Raw genomic sequence first — 15785 nt, 5'->3', positions numbered from 1 at the left:
TTCTCGACCATTGCGCCTCGCTCAACTCATACCGTTTCACCACCATGACAGCCCTCCGTGCTCAACACGGCGCTCTATGAATCAGCGATTAAGTGATTTGGGAATCCTGAATGTCGATCGGTCCTAGTTTACATCGGCCTGGTCTGGGCCTTCCTGCCGGAATCACTTGAATATCTCTCTTCCAGGCACGAAGCCTCTTCGCTCGGTCAGATCAATGCGCTACGCAAGCGTCTGGGCGCTCCGGCGATTGCGGAACTTCCCCAGCGCACGGTTGCCGCCGACAAGTCCGGCTGGCGCGAACTGGTGACAAGGCAGGGCCTTCGGGATACGGTGTCGATATGCGCCGCGTTCTTCGCAACGATGATCACCGTCTTCTTTGCGCAGAGCTGGACCCGAAGCATCTTGTCAACATGGGCTTCACCGATTCCGCCGGTCTTTCAGGATCGATGATCATGAACATTGCTGGCGCCGTGGGCTGCGTGTCTGTCGGCTATCTGGCGGCACACTTCCTGCTGAAGCCCATCGCGATCGGCATGTTCCTGTGCTTCGGCGTCTGTGTCGCGGCGCTCGGCGTGGTGCCTGCGGAGCCGACGGCGATTTTCCTGGTGCTTGCGCTCATTGGCTTCTGTCTCTTCGGGTCGATCGCTGTTCTTTATGCGCTGGTTACCACGGTCTTTTCACCGGCATGTAGGGCTACGGGCACGGGCCTTGCCCTTGCCCTTGGCCTGAGCAGACTGGGCGCCATTGCAGGCCCCTTCATCGCCGGCGTTCTCATTCAGGCGGGATGGTCGCGCCTGGAGTTCTGCCTGCTGCTGTCCCTGCCGTTGCTCGCATCGGTGATCTTCGTCTGGATCCTGGGACGCCGCCCGGCGGTTGAGGCCCTGCCGATGCCATCTGCAACGCAATAGCTGCCCGTTCCGGCCGGCAGCGTGCTGGAACGCATGATGCCGGCCTCATTATTGAGCGGCAAGCCGGATGTGTCGAGACAGTCGGACATCCGGTCTCCGAAGCCTCAAGGAGGCAACGGCGTGGTCGAGGTAAGGAAGCGAATGGAATGAGCATGCAATTCACCTGCAATCTGAATCCCACCACAAGCTCTGTCACACGCTGGGCGGAACGTTCGATCTGCCACATGCCGAGACCCACTCGATCCTCCTGCCGCAATCGGCGGCCTATAATGCAGACGCCGCGGCCGAGGTACTTCAACCTGTCGCCACCCTGTTCGGTTGAACCGTCGGCAGGGGAGGCACGAGCCTGATTCACACTGTCGCTCATAGGTTTCTCCGCATGATTCATGCCGAAAATGAGCGATCTTTCGATACCGCGCTACGTGGGATGGCCTACCCGCTTACCCTTGAACTTCATCTTAGCGATGCGATGGCGGCGGCCAGCGTGCTTATGCGGCATCAATCAAGCTGGTGGGGATATCAGCTGAATAGACAGGAAACGTTGAAATCTTATTCGTGCACCAATGCCATCAAAGACCGAATGATGACCTGTCGTTGAACGTTGCATCAACGCCCCGCAACTGCCGTGTTATGCGCAGGCAATTTCTACCTTTTCGCTTCGCATCATAGAGAGCCGCATCTGCCCCTGATAATAATTCTTCGGGAGTTAGGCCCAAATCAGGTCGGCAAGAGATCAATCCGATACTAATGGTTTGGTGAGGGGGAGATTTCGGAAGGTTGCTGAGTCCGGCAAACTGAACGGCGAGCCGTGTCCGTTCAGCCAAAATAACCGCGCTTGCCTGATCGTAGTTGGGCAAAAGGACCACGAATTCCTCGCCGCCATAGCGTGCAACAAGGCCGTCATCCGGTATGCATAAGCTGATTGCATTTGAGAGGATCTGTAGACACTGGTCGCCAGCTTGATGCCCGTAGTTATCGTTGAAGGCTTTGAAATGATCTACGTCAATGATCATCAGGGAGATGTCCCTATTGTCACGCTTCGCGTTTGCAAGAGCTTCTACAATCGCGATGTCGAATTTCCGCCTGTTTGCTAATCCAGTCAACGAATCCTCGAAAGCTGTCGCCGCGAGTTTTTCGTTCGAGATCCGAAGGAGTTCATTTTTCTCGGTGATTTCCTCCAGCAGTTGGGTCGCCCTATGTTCAGCGTGCAATTGAATCATACGATTTTTTACCATCTGGACAATAAATGACGATAGAATCCAGAAGTACACCAATGCCAAGACAGCTAAGATAGGGTTGCCGCCCATCAGCGCCGCAATGCTTATTTGTCCAAGGACAGAGATGATGTTCAAGAACGCGGTGCCCGGCATCATGTAAGCGCGGCCGGCCGCCCCTTGGACGATCGCGCACACAACACCCATGATGATGATTTGCGTGGTTGGCGAACTGCTGCAAAGCAACAACGCTCCGGAAAACCCCCAACCAACCCCCGACATCAATGAGCCGGTGACGAAGAGGCGGATCCATTTCCTTTCGAAAGCCCCCGGTGGCCGAGTAATGAAACGAAATTCAATAAAAATGCGAAATAGAAGGCACCCCACCGCGATGGATGCCGCCAAAAGACACAGCCGGACAGACCCAGAAGATGCGCCGCTTAAAGCAGCAAGGCATATTCCCAACGTGGCAGCAATATGAGGCTTGCTACTATAGAGCTCTCGAATAGTGGCAACGATTTGGTGCTCCGATACGATTTCGGATCCAACAAATGCGTAAGGGTTTAACATTTCAGTGAAACGCATGGCACTCTTCGTTTTCTCTTAACAACTCAGATGCTGGTAATTCGCGTGCATTCAATTCGGAGAGACGTTTAAACGTCCCAGGACTTTACTCAATGAAACAATACCAATGATTTAAGGGGTGACATGTTTTGCGGCGAAGCTGACGGAGATCTGCATTGGTGCACGAATAAGATTTGTAGCGCCACGGATGGAGCTGTGGGGTTTGGTGTGCCTTAGGTTCGAATTGGTTCAAGGCGTCCCGTATTTCATTATGCGCCCTGATGAATTGGTAGCGGTTTCAATGCACAGAGGCAAACGATGCCCGCTGCAGCACAGCATTAAATGTTGATTGACGTTGTCATGTTTTTCGGACAAAAGACCTTTGGAAATCGGTAATTGCCTAGATTTAGGCAGTTTCGCACGTGGTGTCCATGTGGTCGGGAGGGGCGTTTTCTTTGAATTTGTTCATCAAAGGACTCCCGAATGAGAATCAGAAACCATTTCCTGCGGTCGCTTGGCCTGGCTGCCACATTTGCCCTGACGCTTGCCGCCGCCCAGGCAACGCAATACCCAATTACGGTCACGGACGTCTCGGGCCGCAGCGTCGAGATCAAGGCGGAGCCGCAGCGGGTCGTCGTTCAGGACGGCCGCGATCTGTTCGCTTTGGCGCTGCTTGATCGGGAAGACCCCTTCAAACGCATGGTAGCCTGGAACAACATTCTGATCCGCTCGGACCCGCAGACCTGGGCCGCGTTTCAAAAGGCGTGGCCCGAAAGTTCGGCCAGGCCGATCGACATGAAGTTCGGCGATGAAGGCCAGGTCAATCTGGAGCAGCTGGCCGTCAGCAAGCCGGATCTTCTGATTTTCCAGGTTCGCGTACGCCAGGCTCTGGAAGATGCGGACCTTTTCAATCGACTGAAGACACTCGGCATTCCGATCATTCTTGTCGATACGGAAATGGAGCCGGTCGTCAATGTCCCCAAAACCGTTCAGCTGATCGGAACAGTGTTCAATCGCGAAAAGGAAGCCAAGGAGTTTACCGACTTCTACGCTTCGCATATCGCCGCCATCAATACGGCGATTGCCGGTCAGCCAAAGCCAAGCGTCTTCGTGGAGGCCAAGGCCGGTCAGAAGGGCATTGATTCCTGCTGCTTTACCCATGGCGACGTCTATTGGGGCAAGTTGGCGACAGCGGCCGGCGGCGTCAATCTCGGCAGCGAACTCGTCAAAGGCCGCACCGGCGACGTCACCCTCGAAACCGTGATTGCAAAGGCGCCTGACGTCTTCGTCATGACCGGCTCGCCATTTTCCAACGATGGATCGGTATCACCGCCATTCGGGATCAACAGCGATCCGAAGAAGATTGAGGCTGCGCTCGCCGTGCTCGAACAGCGCAAGGGCTTCGAGCACATCAAGGCCGTCAAGGATGGCCGCGTCTTCGGGCTCTATCACCAGCTTTATGCCAGCGCCTGGAACATCTATGCCGTCGAATATATGGCCAAGGCATTCTATCCGGAACAGCTGAAGGCCCTGGATCCCGACGCCAACCTGCACACCCTGATTTCGAAGTTCACAGGCCTTCCAGCCGACCTGCCGGTCACGTTTGGTGCAAAGGCGCCGACCGTCAAATAAGCTGGAATATCAAACAGCGCCGATTTTCAACAAGATGGATCGCCCTACCGGCAAAGCGGGCGATCCGTCACCTCAATTTGTATACGACGGCAGTTTTATGATGACAGCGATTTCCGAGACTGAGTTAGAACGCCAACGGTTGCAACCGGCAGCGACAGACTATGGCAACTCTGTCATCCGTCGCCTGCTCATTCTATTGGCCTTGGCGCTGATGGCGCTCTGCGTGTTCGTCATCGATATCCTGGTTGGATCGGGCACCTTGTCGCTGAACGAGGTCGTCAATGTTTTGCTGTTCCCCGGCTCGGCCGAGGCCAGTGCTCGATTTGTCGTGTGGGAACTGCGCATGCCGATGACGCTGATGGCCCTTATCACGGGCATCAGCCTGTCCTTGTCCGGTCTGCTGATGCAAACCATCCTCGATAATCCGCTGGCTGAACCCTTTACCCTGGGCGTCTCGTCGGCCGCTGGCTTTGGCGCAGCACTGTCTCTCGGGTTCAGCGTGTCGATCACCACCATCATGCCCTGGTTGCCGCCCGAGTTGATTACCGCGGTCAACGCATTCCTGTTTGCACTCCTGGCCGCCGGCCTGGTGCTAGGCCTGTCGCGGGGTGGCGCAAGCGTCCAGTCCATCACGCTGCTCGGTATTGCTCTGCATTTCGTCTTCAGTTCGCTGCTGTCCCTGGTGCAGTACATGGCCAGTGTCGATCAGCTCCAGAGCATCGTCTTCTGGCTGATGGGGTCGCTACAGCGTGCCACCTGGCTGAAAGTCGGGATTGCTGGCGCGATCTGCGCCGTCACGCTGCCGGTGGTGCTCTTTCATGCCTGGTCGCTCACCACGTTGCGCAGCTTTGGTGAACAGGCAACCGTCTACGGCGTCAACGTCCGTTTCCTGCGTATCCTGATGCTGACGATTGCTGCCATGCTGGCAGGCGCCGTCACGGCGGTGGTCGGCATCATTGGCTTCATCGGCCTGGTGGCGCCGCATGTGGCGCGCATGCTGGTCGGCGAGGATCACCGGTTCACGATCGCAGCGACGATTGCCGTCGGCGCGGTGTTTGCTACCATGGCGTCGCTCGCGACCAAGATCATCGTGCCGGGTGCTGTTTTGCCGCTCGGCATGGTGACGTCGCTCACCGGACTGCCGTTCTTCATATTTCTCGTGCTCCGCCAGACCAAGGGAGATCCGCGATGACCTTGAAGCTGCACGACTACGGTGTTTCGATCGGTCGCAAGGCGATTGTCCGCAACGTAAGGATCGAGGCGAGGGCCGGTGAAGTGCTCGCGGTGATGGGGCCGAACGGCGCGGGCAAGTCGACCTTCATGAAAGGCCTGTGCGCGCTTCGGCCGGCATCGGGGCGGGCCACGATAGACAAAACGGACCTTCTGTCGGTAAAGCCTGCCCTGCGGTCCCGCTTGGTTGGCTATGTCGCCCAGGACGTCAGCCACCTGACTGTCCAGTTGAGCGTCTTCGAACTGCTGCTTTTGGCGCAGAACGGCGGGCGGCATTCCTGGCGGGCCACCCATGACAGCTTTCGTCTTGCCGAGGAAACCCTCGAGATGCTGGGCCTGTCACACTTTGCCAACAGCCATCCGGCCTGGCTTTCTGGCGGCGAACGGCAGATGATTTCTCTTGCCCTGGCGCTCGTGCGCAAACCTAGACTGCTCCTGCTGGACGAGCCGACCTCTGCGCTGGATCTGGCCAATCAGTTGCAGATGCTGGATGCAGTTCTGGCCTATACGAGGCAACACCAGATCGTGACGCTGGCCATTCTGCACGATATGAACCTCGCCACGCGTTACGCCGACAGCACGCTGGTTTTGGCAGGAGGTGCCATGCATTCATTCGGTGCAACGCGCGATATCCTGACGCCGGCTATGATTGCCGCAGTCTATGGCGTGGATTGCCGGACAGTGGATGTCGAGAACGGACAGTTTACCGCGATATATCCGCTCTCCGTTATTGCATCTGGTCCGACCCGTGCGCGAGACTCCTTGCCGAGCTGATCAGAGTGAGCTGATCAGAGTGAAATGAGAAGAAGCGGCCTTCTCCGTTTTCTATCAATTTCTGCATTGCGAGAGCGCTTGCTCTGCAACCAAAGCTTCTGAGCGCCGACGAGAATGCTTAGGAGCTTTGCTGCCACGTTTTTTTCAAGGGCCATTGCTTGCCTATCCGGTGCTGGACACGATATCCGAGCGCCAAACGACAACTCTAATCTATGCGCTCGAATCGCTCGCTGTGCGGCGTCTTATTCCGGGAGGCGCCGAAGAAATTCCGATGCGTGATTGTTTCGGACGCCATGGCGAAGGAAAAGTTGGTCCCAACTACTTTTGGTTTGCCTTGGATGCAAGCGAAAGCAGCGCCTCTCGCTCTTCCCTGGACCGCACCATGCGTTGACGGGCCGCCGCAAGAATCTCCGGGCGCGCCCGCGCCGGCAATCCGGCGTCAAAGGGCGGGGCCGGGGCGTATTCCAGCGAGAGCTGGATCGTCTCCGCCTCATCCTGCCCCATTAATTCCGCGATGACAGACAGGCCGAAATCGATCCCTGACGTGACACCACCGGCGGTGATCAGATTGCCGTCGCGAACCACGCGCGCCTTGACTGCGGTCGCCCCGAACCGTGGGAGAAAATCAATTGCGTTCCAATGCGTCGCCGCGCGCTTTCCTGCGAGCAGTCCGGCTTGGCCCAGGACCAGCGTTCCGGTGCAGACAGAGGTGACGAAGCGCGCCGTCTTCGCCTGCGCTCGTACGAAGTCGAGCGTTTCTTCGTCTGTCAGAAGCGGGTTCACGCCGCCGCCGCCCGGCACGCAGATGACATCAAACGCGGGCGCCTCTTCAAAGGTCAGGTCGGGCGTGAGCCACAGGCCCGTCGAAGCCCGAACAGGCGCCTTGTTTTTCCAGACCAGATCGACCCGCGCATCGCGGGCAGAGCCGAAAACCTCGTAGGGGCCAGTCAGATCGAGTTGCTGAACATTGGGAAAGCAAAGAATACCGAAGCGGATGGACACTATTTTTTCTCCTGTCTTGACCCCGAGACCATGACAGGAAATGATTTGGCATGAATGCCAATTATCCCTCGTTTCATGCCAAATGCCATGCTGATGCCAACCGCCATTTCGCGCCGGATTGAAATCCTTGTCTTTCCAGATGCCCAGGTGCTCGATGCGACAGGTCCTGCACAGGTCTTCGCATCGGCCAATGAAATGGCGCACAGAAGCGCCCACCACGAAATGGGAGCCCTCTACGATATCGCCTTGGTCGCGGAAATGGCGGAGGTGACCTGCAATTCGGGGATCGCGCTGCGGTGCGCGCTCCTTTCGGAAGAGCGGCCGGCGCCCGACACCGCCATTGCTGTCGGCGGCAGCGGGGTCAATGTCGCATGCAGCCGCCCGGCCTTGATCGACTGGGTTCGTGATCGCGCGATCCATGCCCGACGCATGGCGTCAGTTTGCAGCGGTGCGTTTCTACTGGCGGAGGCGGGCTTGCTGGATGGCCGCCGCGCCGTGACGCATTGGGATCGCTATGACGAATTCGCCGGGCGGTTTCCGCAGGTCCGCCTCGAACGCGACCCGATCTTTTTGCGCGATGGTAAGATCTGGACCTCGGCGGGCGTGACGGCCGGGATAGACCTCGCTTTGGCGATGGTTGAAGAGGATCACGGCCGCACACTTGCGCTCGCCGTCGCCCGCGAACTGGTGGTTTTTCTCAAACGACCCGGCGGCCAGTCGCAATTCAGCGCGCCGTTGAGACTCCAGACCGCCGACGACAGGTTCGCTGATCTTCACGCCTGGATCTCGGCCAATCTGACCCGTCCGCTGACGCTAGACACGCTGGCGGATCAGGCGGGAATGAGCCTTCGATCTTTCGCCCGCCATTACCGGCAACGGACAGGCCGCACACCCGCCGACGCGGTCGAGATCATCCGGCTGGAACGGGCGCAAGGGCTACTGGAGACCGGATTTTCCGTCGAAGCCGCCGCTCGCAAATGCGGTTTCGGCTCCCCGGAGACCATGCGGCGGGTGTTTCAGCGCAGATTGGGCGTCGGGCCCAAGGACTGGCAGGAGCGGTTTCACGAGTGAGGACACTCAGCTTGGCACCACTCGAAGTGGGCAAACCGGCATCCATCGGATCACATTTGCAAGTATGATGCCTCGAATGAATGCGAACTCGACGACGAGTGAGCTATAGAGAAGTCGTCGTACAATCGGTGGGTTTTTTGGAACGGTGACGAGCCAGATCGACGTGAAGCGCTTTTTAAGGATGCCATCGCCACGCTCTGGGCGCCTGCTTTTAGCGTTTTCGCTTCCTGCCGCCTCCTGCCGGCCCCCATTCCGGACACGCAACTTCTTGGGCCGGCTGGGCTTCGGCACCATCTTAAATGTCGACGGTGGCGCGGTTCACATCCGTTCAAAGCGTTAAAACGTTATGAGATGCGCTGCCTCGATCTGCTACGGACAAAAGGACCGGGCCATCGGAGGCTTGAGTTTGCCGGTCACTTAGCAGTGGCGACAGGCCCGCCGTCGGATTTCAGTACAAGATTTAGCCTGTAACCAAGTGCGTCAGCTACTTTTGCGATCGTCCCAAACTCTGGGTTGCCATCCCCACTCAATGCCCGGTAGAGAGCAGGTCGGGTAAGCCCGGTGTTCCGAGAAAGATCCGACATGCCGCGCGCGCGCGCAACAACACCGAGAGCGCGAGCGATATGGTTTGCGTCGCCATCTTCGCTGGCAGCTAAAAGATATTCCGTAATAGCTTCCTCACTTCCAAGGAACTCGGCGGAGTCGTACTCGAATGTCTCAAGTGGCATGCGGTCACTCCTTCAATTGCTGCGCTAGCTTTTTGGCCAATCGAATGTCTTTGTCTTGGTTACTCTTGTCGCCGCCACAGAGAAGAACATAAACGACCGATCCGTCCCGGACAAAATAGACCCGATAGCCGGGCCCGTAGTCAATGCGGAGTTCGCTCACGCCGTCGCCCACCGGCTTTACATCGCCAGGATCTCCTGCGGCTAGGCGATCAATACGGTCTGCAATTCGAGCTTGGGCGCGGAAGTCTTTTAGCTTTTTGATCCAGTCCGCATAATCACGCGGTGCGTCTAATCGTGAACATCACATTATGCAACCCATAAGGGACAAAACATCAAGTCTGTGGTGCTCTGCCGCGCATAAATATTCGAGAATCTTTATTGTGCATGTGGCCAGCTATAAGATTGTCGTCGGTTCAAATCCGTTCAAGGCGTTGCCTAACAGGGATCGTTGCTGGAAAGGCGCCGGAGCTCATATGGTCGCTTCAGCTGAAATCGTCAAAGTCGATTGGCACCGAGAAGCCGACCTTCACGCGATCCATGACGACCATCGTCTTGAAGCCTTTGATGTCGGGGTTTTCATAGAAGAATTTGCGGGTAAAGCCTTCATAATCCTCCATGCTCTGGGCTGTAACGATGAGAACGAAATCGGAATCTCCGGTGACATAATAGCCGTTCATCACCTCAGGGGTATGGCGAATAGACTGTTTGAAGCGATCCACGATGTCTGCCCGTTCTCGTTCAAGCGAGACCAGGACCAGCATGGCAATTGGTCGGCCGATTGCCTTGGGCTTCACGATCGAAACATCGGCCTCAATCACGCCATCCTCGCGCAGCCGTTTGAGGCGCCGCTGCACAGCGGTGGCAGATAAACCCACCATTTCCCCCAACTCTTGCGTGCTGTGACGATTATGGGTCTGTACGATGTTAAGAAGGCGGGCGTCCAGGCGATCCAGCTGCATTCAATCTCTCGCATTATTTCTTCGTTTTATGCATAAAAATATCAGGAAAGCTGCGTGCATTCAATGAAAGCCATATAAATAATGCGCTGCAATGCACCTAATCTTGCCCTTATCGAGACGTGGTCGCGAGTTGGATTTTGAACAAGGTGATGACCGCACAAAGCGCACTGACAAGTCTCAAGGACGCGTCTCTCTTGCGTTTGCAGCCATATGTCGGTGGCACGTGGCAAGACACCGTCGCTGGGAAAGCTGTTTTCGACCCGGCAGCAGGCGACATGATTGCCGAAGTCGGCGATTGCGAAGCAAGCATGCTCGACCAGGCGATCAGCGCTGTCGAGCAGGCCTTCGGAACCTGGCGGGACATGCTTGCCCGCGAGCACGGAAAGCTGCTCGTGCGATGGGCGGAACTCTTTCGCCATCATAGCCGGGACCTGGCGTTGATCCTGACCGCCGGGCAGGGCAAGCCGCTCGCCGAAACCGAGATTGGGCATGGAATCGGCTTCAATGGTTCGCTGCAGAAGGCAAACGGACCTATGGCGAGACGATACCGGCGCACAAGCCCACAAGCCGGCTTGGCGATGGGCCTGTCGGATGCGCTCGAATACGGGATGGTGGGGGTCAACACGGGATCCTTCACCGGCGCCCCGATTCCTTTCGGAGGCTGGAAGCAATCGGGGCTTGGTCCGGAAGGCTCCCGCCACGGCCTGCAGGAATTCACGGAACTTAAGTATGTCTGCTTCGGCGGCCTGGCCGCGTAAGGAAATAACGATGACAAACATTGCTGAAATCACAGAAATGGATCGCAGGACGGTCCTTCATCCCTTCACATACCTGAAAGATTACGCCGCCGGCGATATCGATCCAACGATCATCGAAACGGGAAAAGGCGTCCGCATTCAGGATGCGACGGGCAGGGAGTATATTGACGGTTTCGCAGGGCTCTACTGCGTGAACGTCGGCTATGGCCGCACCGAAGTCGCCGAAGCGATCGCCCGCCAAGCCTACAAGCTCGCCTATTATCATTCTTACGCGGCGCACACGACCGAGGAGCTCGCCCGACTTTCCGACCGGCTGGTCAGAATGGCGCCCGGCAACATGTCCAAGGTTTTCTACGGGCTGTCCGGCTCTGATGCTAACGAAACGCAGGCCAAAATCGTCTGGTACTATAACAATCTTCGCGGCAAGCCGAAGAAGAAGAAAATCATCTCGCGCGAGCGCGGCTACCATGGATGTTCCGTCGTCTCCGGATCGATGACAGGCCTCAGCTTCTATCACGACCATATGGACCTACCGATATCCGGCATCCTGCGAACTGGGGTCCCGCATTTCTATCGCGGCGCATTGCCGGGTGAAACGGAAGAAGTCTTCTCCCAGCGGCGTGCCGACGAACTCGAGGCACTAATCCTTGCAGAGGGGCCCGATACCGTCGGCGCATTCATCGCCGAGCCGGTACTGGGGACTGGCGGCATTACCCCGCCGCCCGCCGGCTACTGGGCCAAGATCCAGGCGGTGCTGCAGAAATATGACATCCTGCTGATCGCTGACGAAGTGATCTGCGGATTTGGCCGCACCGGTGCCATGTTCGGCTCTGATCTCTATGGCATGGAGCCGGATCTGGTGACCGTGGCGAAGGGTCTGACCTCGGCCTATGTGCCGCTTTCGGCCTCGATCGTTTCGCAGAAGGTTTACGAGGTGATGGAAGAGGCGACCCCCCGTGTCGGTTCCTTCTCTCATGGTTACACCTATTCCGGTCATCCGATCGGCGCCGCTGCGGCAAATGCGGTCCTCGACATTGTCGAGAGGGAGGACCTCGCGGGACAATCGGCCATAAAGGGCGCCTATCTGATGAAGAGGCTGAAGGCCGAGTTCGAACAGAACCCGATCGTCGGCGAAGTCCGCGGCGTCGGCATGATGGCTGCCCTCGAATTCGTGTCGGATCGGGGAAGCAAGGCTGCTTTCGATCCCGGCCTGAAAGTCGGTGCCCGTGTTTCACAGGCCGCGCGCAACCGCAATCTCATAGCCCGTGCCATGCCGCATGGCGACATTCTGGGCTTTGCGCCCCCGCTGGTCATGACGGAAGCGGAAATCGACGAGATGATCGATATTACGAAGGCGGCCGTCGACGAGGTCCTGAGGGAACTGGACGCGCAAGGCGCTGTGTCTGGTTAAGACATGGCCACTCGTTTGCAAGGTGCTCAATCATGAAACAGGTCCTGAAGGTCAGAGATCTCGTCAAGGCATTTGGCCCTACAAAGGTCTTGGACGGCATCACCTTCGGGATGAGAGAAGGCGAGGTCATCTCGCTCATTGGACCCTCGGGCTGTGGCAAGAGCACTGCGTTGCGCTGCATTAACTTTCTCGAGACGCCGACATCCGGCCAAGTAGACTTTCTCGGCGATGCCATCTCCGTCGGCCTGAATGCCGAGGGCGAGAGCACGATCGTCAACGCCAGCAACATCCGGCTGTTCCGGCGCCAGATCGGGATGGTATTCCAGAACTTCAATCTCTGGCCGCATCGGACCGTTCTTGGCAATGTCATGGAGGCGCTGATTTACGTGCTGAAGCTCGACGCGAAGGTCGCCGCGGAAGTGGCCGGTTCCGCGCTATCGAAAGTAGGCATGTCGAGCTTTCACGAGCGCTATCCGCACCAGCTTTCCGGCGGCCAGCAACAGCGCGTGGCGATTGCGCGCGTCCTGGCGATGCGACCGAAGCTCATGCTGTTCGACGAGCCGACCTCCGCGCTTGATCCCGAACTCGTCGGGGAGGTTCTGAAAGTCATACGCACGCTTGCCGAGGAGGGGGCCACAATCCTGCTTGTCACCCATGAAATGCGGTTTGCCCGCGAGGTGTCGAACCGAATGATATTCCTGCAAAAGGGCCGCCTGGAGCAGGACGATACGCCGGACGAACTGTTTCGAAATCCCGCGACGGACGCGGTGGAGCGGTTCTTATCCAGCGTCATGCCGGCCAATGCCTGAAGGCAGGCCTAAACAACCATAAAAGGGGTAATATCAATGATCATCCGCAAATTCATGAACGCAGCTATCGCATCCAGTCTTCTTGTCGCAGTCATCGCAACCACAGCCTCTGCCGAGGAGGGCGTGCTGCGTATCGGCACTGAAGGCGATGCACCGAAATTCAGCATGGCCGATCCGAACGGAAACGTTACCGGCTTTGACGCAGATATCGCAAACGGCATCTGCTCCGAGCTGCAGATGAAGTGCAAATTCGTGGTGCAGACGTTCAGCTCGCTCGTTCCTTCGATGGACAGTGATCGCTTCGATGTCATCATCTCGGGGCTGAGCATTACGGCCGAGCGCGCGAAGAAGATCGACTACTCCATCCCCTATGCCACGACACCCCAATACTTCGTTGTGGCCAAGGATTCCCCTCTGGCCGGCCTGAAGACGTTGACGGACATTGAAAAGGCATTGGACGGCAAGAGCGTTGGCGTCGTGACAGGAACGACCTATGCAAAATTCGTCCAGAAGAATATCCCTTCTGCAGACCTGAAGACCTACGACGCAACAACGCAGCAGCTCGCCGATCTTTCCAGCGGGCGCATTGACGCTGCCTATAGCGACTCGCCGACTTGGATGGATTTCCTGGCAACACCCGATGGCGCAAACTTCACAAAGATCGACGTCAAGGTCATGGCAATCGATGATCCTGAAACTCTGGGCCAAGGGATGGGCGTTGGGATGCGCAAGGGCAATTCGGAGCTGAAGGCAAAGGTCGATGCTGCCCTTTGCAAGATGATCGATGACGGCAAGGTCAAAGAGGCATCGATGACCTGGTTCCAGGACGACTATACCATCCCTTGCAAGAAGTGATCCTTTGACAAAGGCGACCTGCCTCGGAGCGATCCGGGGCAGGTAAGAGAGATGGTGTCCATGCTGAGCGATTTTTGGAAATTGATGGTTGAGCAGGGCTGGGCGCTCGCTTTGCTGAGGGGCGCCGCCGTGACGATTTTGATCGGCATGCTTGGCATGCTGACGGGTTTTCTGGTCGCCGCTCCGCTCGCGGTCCTGAGATGGCGCAAAGTCCTGATCATATCGCAACTTATCGACACCTACACGGTGGTCATTCGCGGCGTTCCCGGACTGTTGGTGATCTACCTGCTCTTCTTTGGATCGCTTGACTCGGTAAGAGCCGTCGCCGGAGCCTTTGGTTATCAAGCCGCTGCAGAAAATGTCTTCCCGCTGATCGTGGGGGTCATAGCGATCGCAGTCATCTCCTGCGCCTATTCCATCGAAGTCATGCGGGGCGCCCTTCAGGCTGTTCCCTATGGCCTGCTCGAAGCCGCGCGGTCACTGGCCCTTCCCGGCAAAGTCACGTTCTTTCGCATCACCTTTCCCCTCGCGCTCAGGCTTGCGCTCGGCGGGATCAACAATGTCTGGCAGATGACCATCAAGGATACATCCCTGATATCGGTCATCGGCCTGCAGGAGCTGATGAGAACGGCTGCCATCGCCGCAGGCATCACCAGATCATCGCTTCTCTTCTACGGCATCGCCGCAGCGATGTTCTTCTGCATGACGATCATCAGCCAGATGGCGTTCTCCAGAGCGGAACATGCGCTGAACCGTGGCTTCGGAGGGCGTTGACATGGATGCGGGCATCATCAGCTACGCCATACCGTTTCTGCTCGTCGGCGCCAAGACGACTCTCCTGATTGCGGTCTTTGGCGTGGTTCTGGGTCTGCCTCTCGGCATTCTCGTCGGAATCGGCCGAGGATCGAAGAAGGGAGCGCTTCGCAGGTTGTGTGATATCTATTGCGCAGCCTTCCGCGGCACGCCGATGCTCGTTCAGATCTTCGTGATTTACTACGGCCTGGCCCAGATCAGCTTCATCCGCCACAATCCGGTCATCTGGTGGCTGATCGGCGATGGCCTGCACGCAGCGATCCTCGCCGTGGTCCTGAACACCGGCGCCTACACGGCCGAAATTTTCCGCACCGCCTTCCTCTCGCTTCCCAAGGGCGTCATCGAGGCAGCGGAAGCCTGTGGAATGTCGCCCTGGCATACCTTCACGCGCGTGAAATTCCCCCTGGCATTTCGCCAGGCCCTGCCGGCTTACAGCAGCGAGGTGGCGATCATTGTCAAGGAAACGAGCTTGGCGTCAACGATCACCGTTCTGGAGATAACCGGCTATGCCAAGCGCCTGATGAGCGAGACATTCGCAATCATGGATATCTTCATCATCACGGCCGCCTTCTATCTCACCATCAACATCGTCGCATTGACGGCCTTAAAACTTCTCGAACGCCGCCTGTCGTTCCAGAGATGACCCCTGACCTTGAAAGGAACTCTTGATGTCCAACCTTACTTTCGTCGACCAGAACAACCTGCCTGAACCGCGCAAAGGCGAGCCTGCGCCGGACAGGCTCGTCGAGGGCAATCCGCAGTTCCTGACCTGGGATATCGCACAAACGGCCGATGGCGTCATCCGCTCGGGCGTGTGGGAGGCAACACCCGGCGCGTACCGCTCGATCAAAGGCGAAACCTTCGAATTCTGCGTCATTCTGTCCGGCGTGTCGGAACTAATCGAAGATGGCGGCGAACCGCGTCGCATCGTGGCTGGCGATGCCTTCGTGATGCATCCCGGTTTCACCGGGACGTGGAAGGTGATCGAGACGACGCGCAAGCTTTGGATCTGCCGCGACTAGTCCGGACCTACCCTGTTTTCAACACATCACGGTAC

General features: G+C 57.5%; 15 protein-coding genes and 4 pseudogenes. 14 read left to right on the top strand and 5 right to left on the bottom strand.

Going from position 1 to position 15785, the window contains the following annotated elements; genetic code table 11:
* Window positions 1–452 precede the first annotated feature (452 nt).
* Window positions 453–908, top strand: a complete 456-nt coding sequence (locus HGO38_RS19040; RefSeq protein WP_250957481.1) for an MFS transporter — start codon at window positions 453–455, stop codon at window positions 906–908.
* A 178-nt stretch (window positions 909–1086) separates the two neighbouring features.
* Window positions 1087–1227, top strand: a pseudogene (locus HGO38_RS19035) (maleylacetate reductase); the annotation flags it as partial.
* Between the two features lie 250 nt (window positions 1228–1477).
* On the opposite strand, the gene HGO38_RS19030 reads toward HGO38_RS19035, so the two are convergent.
* A complete protein-coding gene (locus HGO38_RS19030) occupies window positions 1478–2707 on the bottom strand; it encodes a GGDEF domain-containing protein (RefSeq protein ID WP_250957480.1) in 1230 nt (409 codons plus the stop codon).
* 462 nt (window positions 2708–3169) lie between these two features.
* Between HGO38_RS19030 and HGO38_RS19025 the strand changes: the two genes are divergently transcribed.
* From HGO38_RS19025 to HGO38_RS19015, 3 genes are read left to right on the top strand one after another with little or no spacing between them, the layout of a single operon-like run.
* Window positions 3170–4318: an ABC transporter substrate-binding protein gene (locus HGO38_RS19025; RefSeq protein WP_250957479.1), complete on the top strand. Its 1149-nt coding sequence runs from the start codon at window positions 3170–3172 to the stop codon at window positions 4316–4318.
* Window positions 4293–5510 (top strand): FecCD family ABC transporter permease, encoded by a 1218-nt coding sequence (locus HGO38_RS19020; protein ID WP_250957492.1) that lies wholly within the window; start codon window positions 4293–4295, stop codon window positions 5508–5510. The genes HGO38_RS19025 and HGO38_RS19020 overlap by 26 nt, the downstream gene beginning before the upstream one ends.
* Before the next feature lie 2 nt (window positions 5511–5512).
* A complete protein-coding gene (locus tag HGO38_RS19015; RefSeq protein WP_250957478.1) occupies window positions 5513–6322 on the top strand; it encodes an ABC transporter ATP-binding protein in 810 nt (269 codons plus the stop codon).
* A gap of 318 nt (window positions 6323–6640) precedes the next feature.
* Here HGO38_RS19015 and HGO38_RS19010 read toward each other — a convergent pair whose 3' ends face one another.
* Window positions 6641–7324, bottom strand: coding sequence for a DJ-1/PfpI family protein (locus HGO38_RS19010; protein ID WP_250957477.1), 684 nt, complete (start codon window positions 7322–7324; stop codon window positions 6641–6643).
* An 87-nt stretch (window positions 7325–7411) separates the two neighbouring features.
* Here HGO38_RS19010 and HGO38_RS19005 point away from each other — a divergent pair, with 87 nt between their 5' ends.
* Window positions 7412–8395, top strand: coding sequence for a GlxA family transcriptional regulator (locus tag HGO38_RS19005; protein WP_502941599.1), 984 nt, complete (start codon window positions 7412–7414; stop codon window positions 8393–8395).
* A 413-nt stretch (window positions 8396–8808) separates the two neighbouring features.
* Here the strand turns inward: HGO38_RS19005 and HGO38_RS19000 are convergent, their stop codons facing one another.
* The 3 genes and pseudogenes from HGO38_RS19000 to HGO38_RS18990 form a co-directional block, all read right to left on the bottom strand.
* Entirely contained in the window at window positions 8809–9123 is a 315-nt protein-coding gene (locus HGO38_RS19000; protein ID WP_156538374.1) for an addiction module antidote protein, read from the bottom strand.
* A gap of 4 nt (window positions 9124–9127) precedes the next feature.
* A pseudogene (locus tag HGO38_RS18995) lies at window positions 9128–9425 on the bottom strand (type II toxin-antitoxin system RelE/ParE family toxin).
* Window positions 9426–9605: 180 nt separating this feature from the next.
* A complete protein-coding gene (locus HGO38_RS18990; protein WP_250957475.1) occupies window positions 9606–10082 on the bottom strand; it encodes an Lrp/AsnC family transcriptional regulator in 477 nt (158 codons plus the stop codon).
* A 149-nt stretch (window positions 10083–10231) separates the two neighbouring features.
* Here HGO38_RS18990 and HGO38_RS31270 point away from each other — a divergent pair.
* The 8 genes and pseudogenes from HGO38_RS31270 to HGO38_RS18955 form a co-directional block, all read left to right on the top strand.
* Window positions 10232–10552, top strand: a pseudogene (locus HGO38_RS31270) (aldehyde dehydrogenase family protein); the annotation flags it as partial.
* A 99-nt stretch (window positions 10553–10651) separates the two neighbouring features.
* Window positions 10652–10840: pseudogene (locus HGO38_RS31265) on the top strand (aldehyde dehydrogenase family protein); the annotation flags it as partial.
* 10 nt (window positions 10841–10850) lie between these two features.
* Window positions 10851–12251: an aspartate aminotransferase family protein gene (locus HGO38_RS18980; RefSeq protein ID WP_250957474.1), complete on the top strand. Its 1401-nt coding sequence runs from the start codon at window positions 10851–10853 to the stop codon at window positions 12249–12251.
* Between the two features lie 32 nt (window positions 12252–12283).
* A complete protein-coding gene (locus HGO38_RS18975; RefSeq protein ID WP_250957473.1) occupies window positions 12284–13060 on the top strand; it encodes an amino acid ABC transporter ATP-binding protein in 777 nt (258 codons plus the stop codon).
* A 54-nt stretch (window positions 13061–13114) separates the two neighbouring features.
* On the top strand, window positions 13115–13915 hold the full coding sequence (locus tag HGO38_RS18970; protein ID WP_502941598.1) for a transporter substrate-binding domain-containing protein: 801 nt from the start codon (window positions 13115–13117) through the stop codon (window positions 13913–13915).
* A 60-nt stretch (window positions 13916–13975) separates the two neighbouring features.
* Window positions 13976–14689, top strand: a complete 714-nt coding sequence (locus HGO38_RS18965; protein WP_250957489.1) for an ABC transporter permease subunit — start codon at window positions 13976–13978, stop codon at window positions 14687–14689.
* A 1-nt stretch (window position 14690) separates the two neighbouring features.
* The gene (locus HGO38_RS18960; RefSeq protein WP_250957471.1) at window positions 14691–15371 is read left to right on the top strand and encodes an ABC transporter permease; all 681 of its coding nucleotides are present in this window, start codon (window positions 14691–14693) and stop codon (window positions 15369–15371) included.
* Window positions 15372–15396: 25 nt separating this feature from the next.
* Window positions 15397–15750, top strand: a complete 354-nt coding sequence (locus HGO38_RS18955; protein WP_250957470.1) for a cupin domain-containing protein — start codon at window positions 15397–15399, stop codon at window positions 15748–15750.
* Window positions 15751–15785: the final 35 nt, after the last annotated feature.

The sequence above is a fragment of the Rhizobium sp. CG5 genome, from assembly GCF_023701945.1.
Taxonomy (GTDB): Bacteria; Pseudomonadota; Alphaproteobacteria; order Rhizobiales; family Rhizobiaceae; genus Allorhizobium.
Note: the sequence above shows the minus strand (reverse complement) of the source record. Positions and strands in the feature narration are given on the sequence as shown.